We start from the raw sequence: 17,476 nt of genomic DNA, 5'->3' as shown, positions 1-17,476 counted from the left end.
AGCCCCGCAATAGTAGTCAATGTATGCCCAATAGCCCGCTCAGATTGGGTTGGATTGCCGTAAACGGCGTAATGCGTCAACCAAGGAAAAGCCTTGGCAAATCCAGGCATTGAACCCCGTCCGGCGTAATGCTACCTTGCGCCTGCCCGGCCGTACTGCGGCGGGAATCGTAGTTTTGGCTTCAACCTCTCCCGTTGTTATGGAATCTTCTTCGCTGACTGCCGCCGCCGAACCCACGCTGCCCCTGGTGCAAAACGACCCCTGGCTGGCGCCCTACGAACCAATATTACAGCAGCGCCAGCAGCGGCTGGAGCAGCGCTTAGCCGATATTATTGCCCAGTGCGGCTCCCTGGCCAAGTTTGCCACTGCTCATCAGCGCCTGGGCCTCAACTACGACGGCCGCCGCCGCGGCTACTGGTTCCGGGAGTGGGCCCCGGCCGCTACCTACCTGTCTTTAATTGGCGACTTCAACAACTGGGACCGGGGCGCCACGCCTCTGCAAAAAGGTGCGGATGGGGTCTGGGAAGTGTTTTTGCCCGATAAAAACCACAAGGACGCCCTAACCCACGGCAGCCGCTTCAAGGTGCACGTGGGCGCGGCCAACGGCGGTAAAGACCGGCTGCCGGCCACCCTGCGCCGGGCCGTGCAGGACGAAGAAACCAAGGACTTCGCGGGCCAGGTGTGGCGCCCGGAAGTTCCGTTTGCCTGGACCGACCAGAAATTCCGCATTCAGAACTACGTGCGGGAGCCCTTCATTTATGAGGCCCACGTGGGCATGGCCACCGAGGAGCACCGCCTGGGCACCTACCGCGAGTTTGCCGATAACATCCTGCCCCGGGTGCAGCAGCTGGGCTACAACTGCATTCAGCTGATGGCTGTGATGGAGCACCCGTACTACGGCTCCTTCGGCTACCACGTGGCCAATTTCTTTGCCGCCTCGTCCCGCTTCGGCACGCCCGAAGACCTCAAGTACCTGATTAATGAGGCCCACAACCGCGGCATTGCCGTTTTACTCGACGTGGTGCATTCTCACGCCGTGAAAAACGAGGCCGAGGGCTTGGCCAACTTCGACGGCTCGGGCGGGCAGTATTTCCACGAAGGCGAGCGGGGCAACCACCCCGGCTGGGACTCCAAGCTCTTCGACTACAGCAAGCCCGAGGTGCAGCAGTTCTTGCTGAGCAACCTGCGCTATTGGCTCGAGGAGTTCCACTTCGACGGCTTCCGCTTCGATGGCGTGACCAGCATGCTCTACCACCACCACGGCGAGGGCGTAGCCTTTGGTACCTACGACCAGTATTTCGGCCCCGACGTGGATGAGGACGCCGTGCTCTACCTACAGCTGGCCACCACGCTGGTACACGAGCTCAAGAAAGGCGCCCTGCTCATTGCCGAAGACATGAGCGGCATGCCCGGCCTTTGCCGCCCAATTCAGGAAGGCGGCATCGGCTTCGACTACCGCCTGGGCATGGGCATTCCCGATTACTGGATTAAGCTGCTCAAGCACAAGCGCGACGAAGACTGGAACCTGGGGGAGCTGTGGTACACGCTCACCAACCGCCGCCTGGGCGAGAAAACCGTGGCCTACGCCGAAAGCCACGACCAGGCTCTGGTGGGCGACAAAACCCTTTCGCACTGGCTCATGGATGCGGCCGTGTACCACAACATGCACAAGGACGACCCCAGCGACATCGTAGCCCGGGGCCTGGCCTTGCACAAGATGATTCGGCTCCTGACCCTGGCTTTGGGCGGAGAGGCCTATCTGAACTTTATCGGCAACGAGTTTGGCCACCCCGAGTGGGTCGATTTCCCGCGGCAGGGCAACAACTGGAGCTACCAGCACGCCCGCCGGCAATGGTCGTTGGCTGACAATCCTGACCTGAAGTACCAGTTCTTCCAGGCTTTCGACCAGGCCATGGTAACCACAGCCCGGCAGCGCCGCCTGCTTTCGGCCCGCCGGCTAAGGAGCTGAATCAGGACAACAATAATCAGGTGCTCATCTTCGAGCGGGGCGGCCTGATCTTTATTTTCAACTTCCACGTCAGCAGCAGCATCTTCGACTACCGCTTCTTCGTGCCCCAGCCCGGCCGCTACCGCATCATTCTGACCTCCGACGCGGCCCAGTTCGGCGGCTTCCAGCGCGTGGATGATTCGATTATCTACGAAACCTTCCAGGAAGACGAGGTCAACAAGCTGAGCCTCTACGTGACGAACCGCACCGCCTTGGTGCTGGCTCGGGTGTAGCAACTCCCGGTCGGTTTTGACGAGCTAGAACAACCTCAAGGCTGCCGGGCAAGCTGCGGTACCGCACTTCCTGAAAGTGGCAGTGCGGTACCGCATCAGCAAAATCGAAGGCCGACATGATTTCCGGAGAAGCCCCGACGATTGAAGCTGCCTTATATCTGCACATGAAATCCAATTCCCTTGCCGCCTTTTACGAAGCCTGTGCTCCAACTCCGGAGTCCGCAGTTGGCGTGTTGCCGCCGCCCGATATGGGGCAGGGAGTGGGGCATTTCAACGTGTTTGCGTTGGCAGACCTGCGCGGGGCAGCCCCAATGACGTTTAGCCGGCGGGACTACTACAAAATTACCCTCTGCCGGGGCGCAGTCAGGTGGAGTATGCCGACCAGGCTCCACACGTCGGCGCCAGCACCTTGTTTCTGGTGACGCCGCGCGTGCCCTACCGGTGGCTGCCGCTCACCGAAGATTTTGCGGGCTATAGCTGCCTCTTCGACGACGCGTTTCTGCTGCCCGCCCGGAGCGGGGTAGTGCTGGCGGAGCTGCCGATTTTTCAGCCCGGAGCCTACCCGGTGTGGGAAGTGGCCGAGGCCGACTGTGTGGCTATCGAAGCTATTTTCCAGAAGATGGCGCACGAACTCGGGTCGGGCTATGCCTACAAGCACGACTTGCTGCGCACCTACCTCTGGGAGTTGATTCACCTCGTGCAGAAACTGCAGCCGGCTCCCGCCCCGCTGGCAACGCACAGCGCCGCCGAACGGGTAGCTGCCCAATTCACGGAGCTGCTGGAGCAGCAGTTTCCGCGCCACAGCCCGCAACCGCCGCTGCGCCTGCGCACCGCCACCGACTATGCCCACCAATTGGCCGTGCACGTCAATCACCTCAACCGGGTGCTGAAGGAAACGACGGGCCACACCACTACGGCTCTTATCAGCCGCCGCCTGACGCAGGAAGCCAAGCTTTTACTAAAGCAAACCGCCTGGAGTATTTCGGAAATTGCCGATAGCCTGGGCTTTGCCGATGTGGCCCACTTCTGCACCTTTTTCAAGCGCCACGCTGCCCAAACGCCGGGGGACTTTCGGCGCTTAGCCGTGTTCGGACTCTGACATGTTTGAAATCTAAAACAGATGGGTTGACTGGCGAAGTTTACCCGCTGCTTACCCGCCGGACCTTTGTGGGGTACCAACTCACCTCCCTAATTCAGGAGGCTAAACCTACAGGCAACATGGCAAACAAGAAAATTGCGCTGGTCACCGGCGGCAACAAAGGCATCGGCTTCGAAATTGTGCGGGAGCTGCTGCAGGCGGGCTGCCGGGTGTATCTGGGAGCCCGGCAACCTGCCAAAGGTGAGCAAGCCGTAGCCAAGCTGGCCGCCGAAGGCGACGTCCGGTTTCTCGAAGTAAACTTGGCTGAGCCGGCAACGCTCGACGCGGCAGCGGCCCACCTGCAGCGCGAGGAAGGCCACCTCGACATTCTGGTCAACAATGCGGGCATCAATGTGGCCGGTGACGGGGCGCCTAGCACGGCCGCCGTGCGCAGCGTGGAGCAAGTGCTGCAAACCAACTTCCTGGGCACGCTGGCCGTTACCCAAACGTTTTTACCACTAGTGAAGCAGGCCGCGGCGGGGCGCATTGTCAACGTCTCTAGTCCACTGGCCTCGCTCACCCTCAGTGGGCAGAACGACTGGGGCCTGCTGGGATACTCGGCCTCAAAAGCCGCCCTGAACATGCTCACCGTGCAGCTCGCCTACGAGCTACGGGATACCGCCATCAAGGTAAATTCCGCCAACCCCGGCTACACAGCCACCGACCTGAACGGCTTTGCCGGCACCGACACCCCCGCTCAAGGAGCGGCAGAGGCCGTCCGGCTGGCCCTGCTACCGACCGATGGCCCTACCGGCACAACCTCCGCTGTGACTGGCCCATTGCCCTGGTAAGAGCTTACCGACGAGTGGCAGCTAATTGTATGTGGTCGGCTCGAATACTGATGCTTGGCCACCGCCGGGTAAGCGTAGAGCTTCCGGGCTCTTGCCCGCGCTGCCGGCCGCCACCTGTTTAGCCCCGTTAATAACCCCTGCTAACACCACAAAGGCCGTCGATACGGACGGCCTTTGTGGTGTTAGCAACGTTAGTCAAGCTTTTTGCCCGCGCTAATCAGCTCAATGGACTCCTTGATGCGGCGCATGCGGGTTTCGGGCTTCTTGGCGCGCTCTATCCACTGCACGTACTCGCGGCGGTAGGGGTAGGGCAGCTGGTCGAACTTGGTCCGGTAACCCGACTGGGACAGCGCACGGGCTAGGTCCTCGGGCAGCTCAAAAGAAGCTTCCTCCGTGTCGAGCTGAATAACTACTTCTACTTCGAGGCCCCAGGTTTTATCGATGGCCCGGCGGATTTGCTTGCCCACGGGCAGCATGTACTCGCCGTCCTTGTTCTGCACCAGCGTCAGCCGAAACGGAAACCCGTCGATGGTGCCGCGCACGTGAAAGGGCGGCTTCTGCTGAAACGTCTCGCCGGGCGCGAAGGGAATCAGCACCTGGACGCCACCGTCGGTGTCGTCTAGTTCCAGGGTAGCTGCAAAGCGTTGTTCGAAAGATTCGGACATGTAAAAGGGAATAGGGTGGGCCGCTAGTTAGGAGCGGGGAGTCACCTGGGTCAGTGCGGCGTTGAGGGCCGTAGTGTCGTCGGCCGCAACTACCCGAATCCGGGCCGCGGGAATATTGTAAAAGGACGTCAGGCGCTGGGCCAGGGTTTCAGTGGTAGCCAGCACCAAGTCGGCCCGGCGCAAAGCTAAGCGTTCCAACTCCAGAATCCAGCCCCGGTCAGCCGGCGAGTCGCGGTCGGCGGCCAACGACTGCACGTGCAGCACCATGGGCCGGCCCGTGAGCTGCCGGATTTCCAGGGCCGCCAGCCAGGCGTGCCAGTCGGCGGCATACACCACGCCAAACGGCTGACTTACGGCCAGCGGAGTCGCAAAGCGCGCGTACTGAATCACCCGAAAGTTGAGGTCGGCGTCGTTTTCGGCGTTATCCAGCGCTTTAAGGGCCTGCACGAATGAAGCCTGGGCGGCGGTTTGCGCGTCGGCCGGGGTAGAAGCCACGGGCTGGCGGCTGGCGGTTACCGGTACCGCAGCTTCTTCGGTTGCCGGCAGCGTCAGGTTATCGGCCGTTTGGTCAAGTGCGGCGGCTTCTTCCGGGCCTACCTCAGCTGAGGCCTCGGCAAAGATATCCTCGTTCAGTAAGTCCGGGCTGGCCGCTGGGGCTGCCTTAGCTGCCGGCGGAATCGGATTAGCGTTAGTCAGAGCGGTACCCTGCACCACGGGCAGAGCAGGGTCAATGGCCGTACCCTGCAGGGCCGAAGCCGCGGAAGCTTCCGGAGCAACCGATTGCGCATCGGCCCCGGCGTAAGGCGCGGCCGGCGCCTGCCACGAGCCCGGCGCCGCCACCCGGCGCGAGGTAGCTGCGGCCGCCAGCTGGGCCGCACTCAGCAAGTTAAGCCGGATAACCTGGTCGGCCGAAGTCAGCGCGGCCGAGTCGGGCAGCTGGGGCACAATCACGGATACGGGTAAGTGCTCGGCCAGCTGGCGCGAGAGCTCCAGGGCTGGCGTGGTGGCGGGAGCGGCCGCCTGCGCCGCTTCATCCCAGCCCAGCAATAACACATTGAGAGAATTGCTTTCCATAAGAATCAGGCGGTAACGGCGAAAGAGAAGCGAAAGAAAAAGGGCCTGGTAGCCCTGTAATACGGTTTCAGCGGTTGGAACGCTAATGTTAGGCAAAATTCGCGGGAATCATTTTTACCTTGCAGGCTTAATTGTTGTGCTTCCGGGCGGACCGGAGTTTTTTTTGCCCACTTCTTCCAGACGACCCATCGATGGCCGATTCGATTCAGGACAATAACTACATGGTCAATGACCTGGCCGCCAAAGGGAAGCAGGAGTTCTTCCCCGGCCAAGTCCTTTCCTGCACCCAGCAGGGGCCCGATTTCCTCTTCACCTGCGACAATGGCGTGCAACTTAGCGTGCAGGTCATTACCGACAAAATTTTACGCTTCCGCTACGCCACCGAAGTCGGCTTTGCCGCCGACTTCAGCTACGCCGTGCTCGCCGACCAGCCCGGGCGGCGCTGGAGTTTCTGGAGTTTCGCGAGAAGCCCGACCATTACCGCATCACCACCGAGCGCCTGATCTGCACCATCAGCAAGCAGAACGCCGCCTCCCGGGTGCTAGACCGCTCGGGCACGCTCCTGTCGGCCGACGAGAAAGGCTTCCACTGGGAGTACGACTACGAAACCGGCAACGACATCGTCAAGATGAGCAAGCAGGTGCAAAGCGGCGTGCACTACTACGGCCTGGGCGACAAGCCCGACAACATGAACCTGCGCGGCAAGCGCTTCACCAACTGGGGCACCGACACCTACGGCTACACCAAAGGCTCGGACCCACTCTACAAGAACATCCCGTTCTACCTGGAGTTGCAGCAGAAAATTGCCCACGGCATCTTCTTCGACAACACCTTTAAGGCCAGCTTCGACTTTGCCGCCGAGCGGGCCGACGTGACCAGCTTCTGGGCCATGGGCGGCGAGATGAACTACTACTTCATTTACGGCCCCACGCTCACGGAAGTCACCCAGGAATACACCCGCCTGACCTGCCCGCCCGAACTGCCGCCCCTGTGGGCCCTGGGCTACCACCAGTGCAAGTGGAGCTATTTCCCCGAAAGCACCTTCCGCGGCATCGCCAAGGGCTTCCGGGACCGTAAAATTCCCTGCGACGCCCTGTATCTGGACATCGACTACATGGACGGCTACCGGTGCTTTACCTGGAGCCCGGCCCACTTCCCGACCCCAAGAAGATGGTGAAGGAGCTGGCTGAGGATGGCTTCAAAACCATCGTCATCATTGACCCCGGCATCAAGATTGACCCCAACTACAGCGTCTATAAGGAAGGCCTCGAAAACGACTACTTCTGCCGCCGCGCCGACGGCCCGCTGATGAAGGGCTCGGTGTGGCCCGGCCTCTGCAACTTCCCCGACTACACCCGCCCCGACGTGCGCGAGTGGTGGGCGGGCCTGTTCAAAGGCCTGATTCAGGAAGACGGCGTGCGGGGCGTGTGGAACGACATGAACGAGCCGGCCGTGTTCGAGAAGGGCACCTTCCCCGACGACGTGCGCTTCAGCTACGACGGGCACTCGGCGTCCCACAAAAAGGCCCACAACATCTACGGCATGCAGATGGCCCGGGCCACGGCCGCCGGCGTGAAGCAGTTTAGCTACCCCAACCGGCCCTTTACCATCACGCGCAGCACTTACGCCGGCGGGCAGCGCTACTCCTCGGCCTGGACCGGCGACAATATTGCCAGCTGGGAGCACCTGTGGCTGGCCAACATTCAGTGCCAGCGCCTGAGCATCTCGGGCTTCAGCTTCGTAGGCTCCGACGTGGGCGGCTTCATCGACACGCCCGACGGGGAGCTGTACGTGCGCTGGGTGGCCCTGGCGGCTTTCCATCCGTTCTTCCGCACCCACAGCTCCGGTGACCACGGCGACCAGGAACCCTGGAGTTTCGGCGAGCAGTACTTGGATCTGGCCCGCAGCTTTATTGAGCTGCGCTACCGCCTGCTGCCCTACATGTACACCACCTTCTGGCAGTACGTGCAGAATGGTACGCCCGTGCTGCGGCCCCTCACGTTCCTCGACCAGAACGACACGGAAACCTACCTGCGCATGGCCGAGTTCAGCCTCGGCGACCACCTGCTCGTGTGCCCCATCACCCAGGCCGGCGCCGACGGCCGCTGGATGTATTTGCCCCGCGGCGACTGGTTCTACTACTGGACCGACGAGGCCAAAGCTGGCGGTGCCGAAGTGTGGGCCAGCGCCCCGCTCGACCGGATTCCACTGTTCGTGAAGGCCGGCGCCGTGATTCCGATGTACCCGCTGATGCAGTATGTGGGCGAGAAAAAGGTGGAAGAGCTGACCCTGCACGTGTACTACAAGCAAGGCTCCGAAACCAGCGTGGTCTACGACGACGGGGGCGAAGGCTACGGCTACCAGCAAGGCCAAAGCACCACCCGCCGCTTTACCGTAACGGGCACCGCCACCAGCCTGACCATCACCCAGGCCACGGAAGGCGACTACCAGCCCAGCTTCACCACTTACCGCGTCTTGCTCCACGGCCTAAGCTTTACTGCTGCTCAAGCCGCGGTTGATGGAACGGACGCCACTCTAACCGAGGAAACTACCGAAACGGGGCTGCTGGTGCCTGCGCTGAGCATCACTAGTGCCTTCACTACGCTAAGCCTGACGGGCAAAGTCAGCTAGCCCAGACGTGGCGCTACGGCCGCCTAGCCAGAATGGAAGCCCCGGGTCGGATTTGACGGCCCGGGGCTTTTTCGTGCTTGCTCGTTCGGTTGCTACGGCCGGTAGCTCCCTGCTATCGGGCCCGTTTATCCTGCCAAAGCGGGTATTGGTGTAATAAATTTCAATTGGCTGAAGGCTGATGCTATGTTTGTATCATCACAAAGGGAATAGCAGATAAAAGGTATTTTATAGAGTGTTTTATAATCTGGTAAACCAGTTGCATAGCTGAATTATAACGTTGTAAGTAATTTGAAATTATAAGTCGGGAGAAGTGCTCTATTTTTTAACTCTGTGAATTTTATAGGTTGTTATTTTATTGCAAGTGAGTGTTAGGTTAAAGTTATTGTTAAGCAGCAGTTTATTATTAGTGTAGATAGCTATTTTATTAGGATTAATTATTTTATGAAGGGCCGGTCCGGGATTATTCCGGGCCGGCCTCTTCGTGTAGGGGTGAAGCAGCGGGGCAAGTAAGCCTCCGGCGCCAGAGCGAACTGTGAAGAAGTCCTGGCGGAAGCCCAATAGTAGCCATTGATAGGCTTGCCTGATGTGCTATTTCTGTGCACTGGTTGCCGCACAGCCCTGCCGAACCCGAAATCAGCCGGATAGGTATCCGAACAGGAGGTTGGTCCTTAGAAAGCCCGGCTTGGTGTAATAAATTTCAAATCAGCTCAGGCCTGCTTTATGTTTGTATCATCAGAAAGGCACTAAGAACTCAACAACGAAATAAGCAAAAGGATATGAAAAAGCGTTATTGGACTAGGGTTACTTCCGTTATTAATAACATGTTTGATTTTATATTATTTGAGCTGTAAGGTTTATTGATATTTTATATTGATTGTTATTTAGTATTATAGTTATTAAACGTATTTTTAATTATTAGGTATTGTTATTTATAAAAAACAACCCGGCCGATTAACGGCTGGGTTGTTTTTTTATGTGCTAAGTACGTGCACTGCGTTTTAATGCTTATAGCTGTTCACGCAGGTACTGGTAGACTTCCGGGTTAGAAAGTAAACCCGCGTGGCTTTGCTGGGCAAACACCCGGGTTTGCACCTGAGCCTCGGGGGCAGGGCCGGGTCCCCAAACACGCGGCCTAAGGCGCTGCCGGCCCCTACCAGTCCGTCGCCGAAGTAGTGATGCAGCGCTGAGGTAGCCGTTTTGAGCAGGGAACCTACCAGCACGTGGTAGCGCACCCCGGGCAGGGGCGGAACGACCGTGCGGGGCGGCATCAGCAAGTCGTCGGCGTGGGGACTCTGCCAGTCGGCATCCACCAGAAAAGCATGACGCAGGTCTTTGATACCATTACTGCGCTGGTCCATGGCCTTGCTCAGAAAGCGGGTCGGAGCCACGTTTATTTTGCGCAGCATCACGGAAGTCAGGTGGCTGTTCTGCTCCAGAAATGACCCCTCGTTGGGCACGCCCAGCAAGAACACTGACCGTAGTCGGTGCACCCACTCCAGGGACGGCCCATCGGCCGGGTGCGTGCCATAGTAGCCCGCGCTACGGATGACCAGACCACCCATCGAATGCCCGACCAGCACCAATTCTCCCACGCCTTCGGGATGCTGATTTACCAGTTCGGTAAGCAATTCGGCCAGCTGCTGGCCGTTCTCAGAAATGTGCAAGCCGCTGTTGTAGCGGAGGTACAGGCAACGCACTCCGGCTTCGCGTTGCAATAAGGGGCCGTAGCGGGGCGTATCCGGGGTGCCGGTTTGCCAGATCATCTCGTCGCCCATCAGGCCGTGCAAAAACACGACGGTCGTGAGCGGCGGACCGGGCAGGTGCAGGTCGGCCACGGCCACATCAGCTCCCAGCTGGCGGAAGCTCATCTGGATGGCACGCGGATCGTGGCGGGCCGCTAGCTGGTCGCCGATGGCTCCGTTGAGAATCGGGAGAGTAAAGTGGCGGTACGACTGCCCGGTGTGGTAGAGGTAGTCGAGGCCCTGAGCCGGAAGCGAAACCGCCCTTCGGGCCGCCGCCGAGAATCGGCGCCAGCGCGAAGGGCGGTCGGAAGAATCACCGGAAGGTGAGGTTATATCGGTCACTGCAGCAGGAGTTTGTGAACTACCGGTCCTTCGGGCGTATCAAGGCGCAGGGTATACAAGCCGGCCTTTTGCCCCCGTAGGTCTACGGTGCGCTGGCCCGTAGCGTTGACGGGTGCCGCCGCGCCACGGTACACTACCCGGCCCGCTACGTCGGTAACGGTGTAGGCCGAGCGGGTCCAGCTGGCGTCACGGGCGGTGCTGAGCGTAAACAGGCCCGTGTTGCTGGGGTTTGGAGACACAGTAATGGCTGCATTGCGTGCAGCATTCACGGTAGCCAGGGCCGTACCGGCTACGGTCACGTCATCAACGAAGAGCACGGTGCCAGCCATGGGCTCGTCCGCAGTGCTGGATGAAAAGATGATCTGGATGGTGTCCGGAGCAATGGAGGACTCGTATTCCAGGGGTACTGATGCCAGGGTGTATCCGTTGGCGGGGGTAATCAGCAGTTCACCGCTGGCTACCAGGCTCTGCTGGCCATTTACGGTTTTAGTCAGAACCACCTGAGCGGCGGGCATGTCGGCGGCGGCGTTGGCACCGGTAAGCTTGTAAAAGAACTCCACACGGGCCGGACGGCCGGTGAAGGAAATGCCTCCGATGGTGTTAGAGGCCGGGTTAACAGTGCCCCCAATGCCCAAGATACCGGGGAGCATACCAAGCAGCACGTTGTTGGTATTGGCCAGCCGGGCCGCGTAGGTTCCGCCGTGGGCGTCGGTGGTGCGGGTGGTAGCATTCACGGCAAAGGGTAAGCCGGGAATAACGGCCTGGGCTACGTCATCGGTCGTGAACCAGTCGGTGGGCGCCTGGTAGGGGCCGCGGGTTTCCCAGTTTTCGAGGGTGCCGTTCGACAGAGCCTGGGCCGAGGCCGCAGTCAGGGTTACGGCAGTGGTCAGAGCCGTCAGGAAAAGGCGTACGAATGTTTTTTTCATAGCACGTAAGTAAAAAGGTAGATGAGTAATGCGTTTTGTTAAGCTAGATGTGAAAACGGGGCTGGGGGTTGCCAGCTGGCCAAAGGTAGAACATAGTTTATATGAAGTACAATCACATCTTAGGGTGACACTATTTTACTGGAGCCGGCTTGCGCGTGAATAGTGCGTAAAGCAGCCCCAGCAGGCTACCCGTGAGTAAGCCCCCAAGGTGAGCCGCATTGTCAGTCGGGCCGCTGCCTTCCAGTCCCGCCTGCAACTGACTGGGTACAAGCAGCAGAATCAGCCAGAACAATCCGTAGCGCTGCTGCCGGCTCAGCGGCACGGCACCCGTCAGAGCGAGGGCCAGCAGCAGGCCGTACAGCCCGAAAATAGCCCCGGAAGCCCCCACCGAGTTGACGCCCAGCGTGTGCCACCAGGCGCTGGTCAGGCTGCCGCCCACCCCGCTGAGCAGGTAGATCAGCAGCAGCCGGAGCGGCCCGATCAGGAATTCCGTCAGCCGACCCAGGAACAGCAGGGCCAGGCTGTTAAGTAGTAAATGGGTAAGTCCGCCGTGTAGAAAGCAGCTGGTCAGCAGCCGCCAGGGCTGCTGATGCAGGCTCAGGGGCGAAAAGTTGGAACCCCAGCTAATGAGGTCGGTGGCCCGGGGCTGGAAAGCATCTACTCCCGCAGCCACCATCAGGCCAAACACGAGGAAGTTCAGGGCTAGCAGGAGCGGGGTGCCAAAGTAGGAGGTCGAAGGCCAGAGCAGGCGCCCGAGCGTGTCGGCGGCCAGCTGGTACCAGGGCTGCTCGGCGGCTGGTGGTACTGCGGGCTGGTGGGGCTCAACCAGCTCGGTGGGTACCAGGCCGCGCTGCTGCAGTTCCCGCACGGCCGCCGCGCCCAGGGCTGGCGGGTAGCGGCGGGCATTCTGGGCAAAGTACAGCAGCTCCGCATCGGTTTTCTGGGCGAATAGCTCGGCTAATGTTGACTCGGCAGCCATAGTGGTCATAAAAGCCGGAAGAACGGGAAAAGTTTGGCGGCGGCGCTCTTCCTCGGCCGGGTCAGCCTTTACTTGGTAGTCACAATCACGGCGCCGGAGTGCGCCCGGGGCCCAAACGTGCGCACCGCCATTTCGGGCCCCAGCACCGTCACCCGCTCAATGTCGGCGGGGTCGAGGCGAGTTACCTGGCTTGGGGCCTCACCGGTTTGCGGGTCGCTGGCCAGCAGCTCGCCGTCCAGCACGTATACCGGGTTGTGGCCGGGCCGGGTAGGCGGCAGCTCGGTTAGGATTTGCATGGCCGGCGCTACCCGGGCGTGGGTCTTGGTTACGGTGCCCGGCTTGAGGCGCTGCGCCACTGGCACGCCCAGCAAGGCCTGCCGCATGTACAGCACCGAGTCGTTCATGAGCATGGCATACTCATTCAGCACCGGGGCCCCCACTTTGTAGGCATTGCGCTGGGCTTCCAGGGTCGTCACCCGAATAGTAGCCACGTGATGCATCTGGCTGAGCTCCCGCAGCATGGTGGGCTGCAGACGGTGGCTGTACACGAGGGCACTGGTCAGCCGCCGCCACTTGTCGAGGGCTATGTCCACGTGGCCGGGAAAGGTAGCGTCGGTTTTTTCGGCTACCACCTGGTCGAACAGGTAGCTCGACTGATTTTCGGCTTCCCAGAAACGGCGGGCCAGAATCAGGAACTTGCGCTGGGCGGTGGTATCGGCCCGCTCGGCAGCGGGCAGGGTAGTAGGCATGGTTTGCAGCTGCACGGTGGTCAGCGAGTCGAACGAGGGTAGCATATGCGTGGCCACCGCTACCAGCTGCGCCGGCTTCGGCTTGGCCGGCGCCGGCGGCTGGGGCGCCGTGGGCCAGAAGAACAGGCCGGCTGCGGCCAGTACCAGGCCCGCGCCCAAGGCCGGCACCAGCCAGTTGCGGGCCGGGGCTTCTTCGTAGGAAGCCTCCGCGGCGCCGGCGGTGGCCGGTGGGGGCGGCGGAGTTACCGAGATGCCCCGGCGGCTTAGCTCGTGCCGGGCCCGGACGATTAGATCGGCATGGTAAAAGCCCGGGTTCTGTACCAGGTACAGCAGCTCCGCGTCGGTTTTGGAAAGCAGGAAATCAGAGTTCGGAGAAAGCGGGGCAGACATGAGCGAAGCTGAACTATACGAGCACGTATCAACCCGTAAGTTGGTAAAAACCGCGGGCAAAACCAGCGGCCGGCCTTAAACCAGCCCGGCCCATCGGCGTATAGACCAAGGCACGGCCCCGCGGCGGTGCTTTCCCAACTAGCCCCACCAGCTCATGCAAGATCCTGAGGAAATACCCACTGACGGCCGCAACATTCAGCAGGCCAGTACTTCGCAGTCGGAGCAGCGCCAGCCCGAGGGCCGGCAGGCGCCCGGTACCACCGAGGCCCTACGCGGCCTTAATGCCGACGACAACTCCGGCAGCGGCGGCACTGAAGGCGGCCACGAAATCAAGGGCAAGCGCGTAAGCACCGGCCCCAACTACGACCAGCCCGGCAACGCGGCCGACGGCGACGTGGGCGGCAGTTCCACTTCGGCCGGCACCGGCGTATCGGGCGGCGAAACCGGGCAGGTGCCGCAGCTGTAGCACCCGGCCCATCTTTTTACCTGAGGCTATACTGGCTTCTTCTTTCCACCCCACCTAATCTATTCTCATCATGTCGAACAAACCCAATAACCCCAACAATACGTCCGAAGACAGCGGCGCTCAGCGCGTAAGCACCACCAACCACGGTCAGGACGGTACCTCGAAGAACGAGGCCTTTGCTGCCGCCCAGAAAGCCCAGCAGGAAGAGCAGGACCAGCAAAATGATGCCACCACCAGCACCCAGAGCAACATGGGCAACGGTGACGGTATCCGCGGCGAGTACGGCGACGCCAGCCAGACCAACGGCATGGAAGGCGGCAACAAAGACGAAGCCGATACCCGCAAAAACCACAACTAAGCCTTTTCGGCCTCCACAATACGTTTGAAAAACGCCGCTCCGCCGCTGCTCGCAGCCGGAGCGGCGTTTTTTTATGCGCGGGTTCGGCCGGGCTTCGGTAGTTTCCGAATCCGCGGTTGAATGGGAAGCCGTGCCCGGCCTTATATTGGCCCGCTTCACTTTCCGCCTTCTTGCCATGAATCCGCAGCCGTATCTGGACCGCCTACAGTATGCTGGAGCAACCAGCGTGAGTTTGCCAACCCTGCGGGACTTGCAGGCGGCCCACTTATTCCGGGTGCCTTTCGAAAACCTGGACATTCACCAAAGCCGCCCAATCGAGCTGGGCGGCAGCTACGCCAAAGTGGTGGAGCAGCGGCGCGGCGGGTTTTGCTACGAGCTCAACGGCGCTTTTGCCAAACTCTTGCGGGCCCTGGGCTTTGAGGTCAAGCTGATTTCGGGCCGGGTGCACAGCGCCAAAAACGGATTTGGGCCCGAATTCGACCATATGGCCTGCATCGTCACCCTGGCCGGCACCGATTACCTGGTCGATGTAGGTTTCGGCGAGTTTAGCCTGGGTCCGCTGGCGCTCCGGCTCGACGAGGAGCAAACCGACCCGCGTGGCCGGTTCCGGCTGATCCGCCACGATGAGCAGTATCTGCTGGTGCAAAAGTTCGACGGCACGGACTTTCGGCCCGAATACCTGTTCAGTGAAACGCCGCGGGAGCTAACTGAATTTGCCGGAATGTGCCACTTTCACCAAACCAGCCCGGCGTCGCACTTCACCCAAAAGCGCCTGTGCTCCCTGGCCACTCCCAGCGGGCGAATCACGATTACCGGCAACACCCTTCGGCTAAAAGAAGGGGAGAAGCTGACCGAAACCGAGCTTGCCGGCCCGGCGGAGTTTAACCAAGCCCTGCGGCAGTATTTCGGCATACAGCTCTAACATAACCCCATGCGGGCCAAAGGGTGCATTTAAAGGGATGAGCCGGGTTTTCTGCAAATGCTGCGCCGGCAATTCAGCTTCAGCGCCCGATTTTAGCAGGGCAACTGCGGCGGGCGGCTACGGGGTGCGTAATTTGCAGACGTTTTCTCCGTTTCTGTGCTGATGTTCCGACTGTTTGCCGCTGGCCGCCCCACTGCTTTTTGGATTGCTTTCTTCTTGATTCTGCTCGGCTTCGGCCGGCCGCTCCGGGCCCAGGACGGGCCGCCCAAGCGTGAGCTGCGCGGGGTCTGGATTGCCACCGTGGAGAATATTGACTGGCCCAGCAGCCGCACCCTCACCCCGAGCAGCAGCGCCGCGAGTACCGCCGCATTCTGGATGTGCAGCAGCGCAATGGCATCAACGCCGTGTTTGTGCAGGTGCGGCCCGCCGCCGACGCCTTTTACCAGAGTGAGCTGGAGCCCTGGAGCAAGTGGCTGACCGGGCAGCAGGGCAAGGCGCCCAGCCCGGCCTACGACCCACTGCCGTTTCTGATTGAGGAAGCCCACGTCCGGGGCATGGAGTTTCACGCCTGGTTTAATCCCTACCGGGCCAGCATGGACTCCGTGACGCGCCGCTTGGCTCCCAACCACCCGTTTAAGCAGCACCCCGAGTGGTTTTTGCGCTTCGGCGGCAAGCTGCTCTTCAATCCCGGTTTGCCCGAAGTCCGCAACTACATTACCCAGGTCATTCTGGACGTGGTGCGCCGCTACGATATTGACGGGGTGCATTTCGACGACTACTTCTACCCGTACCCCGAGCCGGGCCTGAAAATCCATGACGAGGTGGCGTTTAAGCAGTACAATCCCGACAGCCTAAAGCTGGCCGACTGGCGGCGGCAGAACGTGAACAAGCTCATTGCCGGTCTCCACGACACGATTCAGGGCACCAAGCGCTGGGTGAAGTTCGGCATTTCGCCCTTCGGCGTCTGGATGAACAAGTCGGCCCACCCCGAGGGCTCCGACACCCGGGCCGGGCAGCCCAGCTACGCCAACCTCTACGCCGATTCCCGCCTCTGGCTGCAGGAAGGCTGGATTGACTACATCGTGCCCCAGCTGTATTGGAGCACCAACTTTAAGCTGGTGCCCTACGCCACGCTGCTGGAGTGGTGGACACGCAACCACTTTGGCCGCCACCTCTACATCGGGCAGGGCGCTTACCGCATGCTGGAAAACACCCGCTCCGACACGACCTGGCGCAACCCGCGCGAGTTGCCGCGGCAGGTGCGCCTCAACCGCTCGTACCCCACCGAAGTCAGCGGCAGCGTGTTTTTCAGTGCCCGCTCCCTGATGTCCAACCCGCTGCACACCCGCGACTCGCTGCGCCAGAATCTGTTTCGCTACCCAGCCCTGGTACCCACCATGCCCTGGCTCGATGCCGTGCCGCCCCGCCCAGCCCAGAACCTGGTGCTGACCCGGGCCGGCGCTGTTACGACCCTGAGCTGGCAGCCCGGCCCGGTGGCGGCCGATGGGGACGTGGCCCGCTACTTCGTGGTGTACCGCTTCACCAAAGACCAGCAGCCTACTCCCGACGACCCGCGCAACATCGTGGCCCTGGTGCAAAACCACCCCGGCACCGCGCCCATGCTGGTCGATACCAGTGCCGCGCCCGGCACCGACTACGCCTACTACCTCACGGCCGTGGACCGGCTGCACAACGAAAGCACTCCGGTGCGGGTGACCACCCAGGGCAAGGCGGCCGAAATCATCGTGGCCCAAGCGCCCACAGCCGCGCCGACGGCTACACCTGCGCCGGCGCGGCCGGTACCCACACCCCGTCCGGCGGTAGTGCAGGCCGACGCAGAAACCGCAACGGAGACCAAAGTGAAAGTCAAAACCAAGAAGCGCGGCTTTTTTGCCCGGTTGTTTGGTAAAAAGTGAGTGCATCTGTACCGCTCTAAAAGCCCGGCCCGACAGCCGGGCTTTTTTGTTGGCTGCCAGCGGTAATGAGTTGGGTATAGCTCTGATTAGCAGCAGTGGAGGAGGTATTATCTATATAGTGCAATTATTATATGGCTTTGGGTAAG

General features: G+C 60.9%; 16 protein-coding genes and 1 pseudogene. 11 read left to right on the top strand and 6 right to left on the bottom strand.

Features of this window, described 5'->3' with window-relative positions; translation table 11 throughout:
- The first annotated feature begins 199 nt into the window (after window positions 1-199).
- From MUN79_RS25640 to MUN79_RS25630, 4 genes are all read left to right on the top strand, one after another.
- Window positions 200-1,969, top strand: coding sequence for an alpha-amylase family glycosyl hydrolase (locus MUN79_RS25640; RefSeq protein ID WP_311136595.1), 1,770 nt, complete (start codon window positions 200-202; stop codon window positions 1,967-1,969).
- Between the two features lie 20 nt (window positions 1,970-1,989).
- A complete protein-coding gene (locus MUN79_RS31475) occupies window positions 1,990-2,241 on the top strand; it encodes an alpha amylase C-terminal domain-containing protein (protein WP_311136594.1) in 252 nt (83 codons plus the stop codon).
- Window positions 2,242-2,608: 367 nt separating this feature from the next.
- Entirely contained in the window at window positions 2,609-3,340 is a 732-nt protein-coding gene (locus MUN79_RS25635) for a helix-turn-helix domain-containing protein (RefSeq protein WP_244675337.1), read from the top strand.
- Between the two features lie 119 nt (window positions 3,341-3,459).
- Window positions 3,460-4,170, top strand: coding sequence for an SDR family oxidoreductase (locus MUN79_RS25630; RefSeq protein ID WP_244675336.1), 711 nt, complete (start codon window positions 3,460-3,462; stop codon window positions 4,168-4,170).
- 191 nt (window positions 4,171-4,361) lie between these two features.
- Here the strand turns inward: MUN79_RS25630 and MUN79_RS25625 are convergent, their stop codons facing one another.
- Complete coding sequence (locus MUN79_RS25625; protein ID WP_244675335.1) at window positions 4,362-4,835, bottom strand: YdeI/OmpD-associated family protein; 474 nt, start codon at window positions 4,833-4,835, stop codon at window positions 4,362-4,364.
- 27 nt (window positions 4,836-4,862) lie between these two features.
- Window positions 4,863-5,909: a glycosyltransferase gene (locus MUN79_RS25620; RefSeq protein WP_244675334.1), complete on the bottom strand. Its 1,047-nt coding sequence runs from the start codon at window positions 5,907-5,909 to the stop codon at window positions 4,863-4,865.
- A 191-nt stretch (window positions 5,910-6,100) separates the two neighbouring features.
- Between MUN79_RS25620 and MUN79_RS25615 the strand changes: the two genes are divergently transcribed.
- The 3 genes and pseudogenes from MUN79_RS25615 (at window position 6,101) to MUN79_RS32105 (ending at window position 8,540) form a co-directional block, all read left to right on the top strand.
- Entirely contained in the window at window positions 6,101-6,412 is a 312-nt protein-coding gene (locus tag MUN79_RS25615) for an alpha-glucosidase domain-containing protein (RefSeq protein WP_244675333.1), read from the top strand.
- A pseudogene (locus MUN79_RS32110) lies at window positions 6,352-8,124 on the top strand (glycoside hydrolase family 31 protein); the annotation flags it as partial. The gene MUN79_RS25615 and the pseudogene MUN79_RS32110, both read left to right, overlap by 61 nt.
- Window positions 8,125-8,147: 23 nt before the next feature.
- Window positions 8,148-8,540, top strand: a complete 393-nt coding sequence (locus MUN79_RS32105; protein WP_375378273.1) for a DUF5110 domain-containing protein — start codon at window positions 8,148-8,150, stop codon at window positions 8,538-8,540.
- A gap of 998 nt (window positions 8,541-9,538) precedes the next feature.
- Here MUN79_RS32105 and MUN79_RS25600 read toward each other — a convergent pair.
- The 4 genes from MUN79_RS25600 to MUN79_RS25585 form a co-directional block, all read right to left on the bottom strand.
- Entirely contained in the window at window positions 9,539-10,624 is a 1,086-nt protein-coding gene (locus MUN79_RS25600; RefSeq protein WP_244675330.1) for an esterase/lipase family protein, read from the bottom strand.
- Complete coding sequence (locus MUN79_RS25595; RefSeq protein WP_244675329.1) at window positions 10,621-11,550, bottom strand: T9SS type A sorting domain-containing protein; 930 nt, start codon at window positions 11,548-11,550, stop codon at window positions 10,621-10,623. Before MUN79_RS25595 ends, MUN79_RS25600 begins: the two co-directional genes overlap by 4 nt.
- Window positions 11,551-11,680: 130 nt before the next feature.
- Entirely contained in the window at window positions 11,681-12,538 is an 858-nt protein-coding gene (locus MUN79_RS25590) for a rhomboid family intramembrane serine protease (protein ID WP_244675328.1), read from the bottom strand.
- A gap of 59 nt (window positions 12,539-12,597) precedes the next feature.
- A complete protein-coding gene (locus tag MUN79_RS25585; protein ID WP_244675327.1) occupies window positions 12,598-13,668 on the bottom strand; it encodes a SusC/RagA family TonB-linked outer membrane protein in 1,071 nt (356 codons plus the stop codon).
- A 154-nt stretch (window positions 13,669-13,822) separates the two neighbouring features.
- On the opposite strand from MUN79_RS25585, the gene MUN79_RS25580 reads away from it, so the two are divergent.
- From MUN79_RS25580 to MUN79_RS25565, 4 genes are all read left to right on the top strand, one after another.
- Entirely contained in the window at window positions 13,823-14,134 is a 312-nt protein-coding gene (locus tag MUN79_RS25580) for a hypothetical protein (RefSeq protein WP_244675326.1), read from the top strand.
- A gap of 70 nt (window positions 14,135-14,204) precedes the next feature.
- Window positions 14,205-14,492: a hypothetical protein gene (locus MUN79_RS25575; protein WP_244675325.1), complete on the top strand. Its 288-nt coding sequence runs from the start codon at window positions 14,205-14,207 to the stop codon at window positions 14,490-14,492.
- Between the two features lie 175 nt (window positions 14,493-14,667).
- Window positions 14,668-15,414 carry an arylamine N-acetyltransferase family protein gene (locus tag MUN79_RS25570; RefSeq protein ID WP_244675324.1) on the top strand — a complete coding sequence of 249 codons (747 nt, stop codon included), beginning with the start codon at window positions 14,668-14,670 and terminating at the stop codon, window positions 15,412-15,414.
- A 377-nt stretch (window positions 15,415-15,791) separates the two neighbouring features.
- Window positions 15,792-17,330, top strand: a complete 1,539-nt coding sequence (locus MUN79_RS25565; protein WP_244675323.1) for a glycoside hydrolase family 10-like protein — start codon at window positions 15,792-15,794, stop codon at window positions 17,328-17,330.
- Window positions 17,331-17,476 lie beyond the last annotated feature (146 nt).

Origin of the sequence: Hymenobacter cellulosilyticus, from assembly GCF_022919215.1 — a bacterium.
Classification (GTDB): domain Bacteria; phylum Bacteroidota; class Bacteroidia; order Cytophagales; family Hymenobacteraceae; genus Hymenobacter; species Hymenobacter cellulosilyticus.
This window is presented reverse-complemented; position numbering and strand designations above follow the sequence as displayed.

Bases quoted from the DNA above. Each gene is read 5' to 3' on its own strand.
- MUN79_RS25615 (WP_244675333.1), top strand. From the start codon at position 6,101: ATGGCCGATTCGATTCAGGACAATAACTACATGGTCAATGACCTGGCC.
- MUN79_RS25585 (WP_244675327.1), bottom strand. From the start codon at position 13,668: ATGTCTGCCCCGCTTTCTCCGAACTCTGATTTCCTGCTTTCCAAAACC.
- MUN79_RS25575 (WP_244675325.1), top strand. From the start codon at position 14,205: ATGTCGAACAAACCCAATAACCCCAACAATACGTCCGAAGACAGCGGC.
- MUN79_RS25570 (WP_244675324.1), top strand. From the start codon at position 14,668: ATGAATCCGCAGCCGTATCTGGACCGCCTACAGTATGCTGGAGCAACC.
- MUN79_RS25625 (WP_244675335.1), bottom strand. From the start codon at position 4,835: ATGTCCGAATCTTTCGAACAACGCTTTGCAGCTACCCTGGAACTAGAC.
- MUN79_RS25590 (WP_244675328.1), bottom strand. From the start codon at position 12,538: ATGACCACTATGGCTGCCGAGTCAACATTAGCCGAGCTATTCGCCCAG.
- MUN79_RS25640 (WP_311136595.1), top strand. From the start codon at position 200: ATGGAATCTTCTTCGCTGACTGCCGCCGCCGAACCCACGCTGCCCCTG.
- MUN79_RS25580 (WP_244675326.1), top strand. From the start codon at position 13,823: ATGCAAGATCCTGAGGAAATACCCACTGACGGCCGCAACATTCAGCAG.
- MUN79_RS25620 (WP_244675334.1), bottom strand. From the start codon at position 5,909: ATGGAAAGCAATTCTCTCAATGTGTTATTGCTGGGCTGGGATGAAGCG.
- MUN79_RS25630 (WP_244675336.1), top strand. From the start codon at position 3,460: ATGGCAAACAAGAAAATTGCGCTGGTCACCGGCGGCAACAAAGGCATC.
- MUN79_RS32105 (WP_375378273.1), top strand. From the start codon at position 8,148: ATGTACCCGCTGATGCAGTATGTGGGCGAGAAAAAGGTGGAAGAGCTG.
- MUN79_RS25595 (WP_244675329.1), bottom strand. From the start codon at position 11,550: ATGAAAAAAACATTCGTACGCCTTTTCCTGACGGCTCTGACCACTGCC.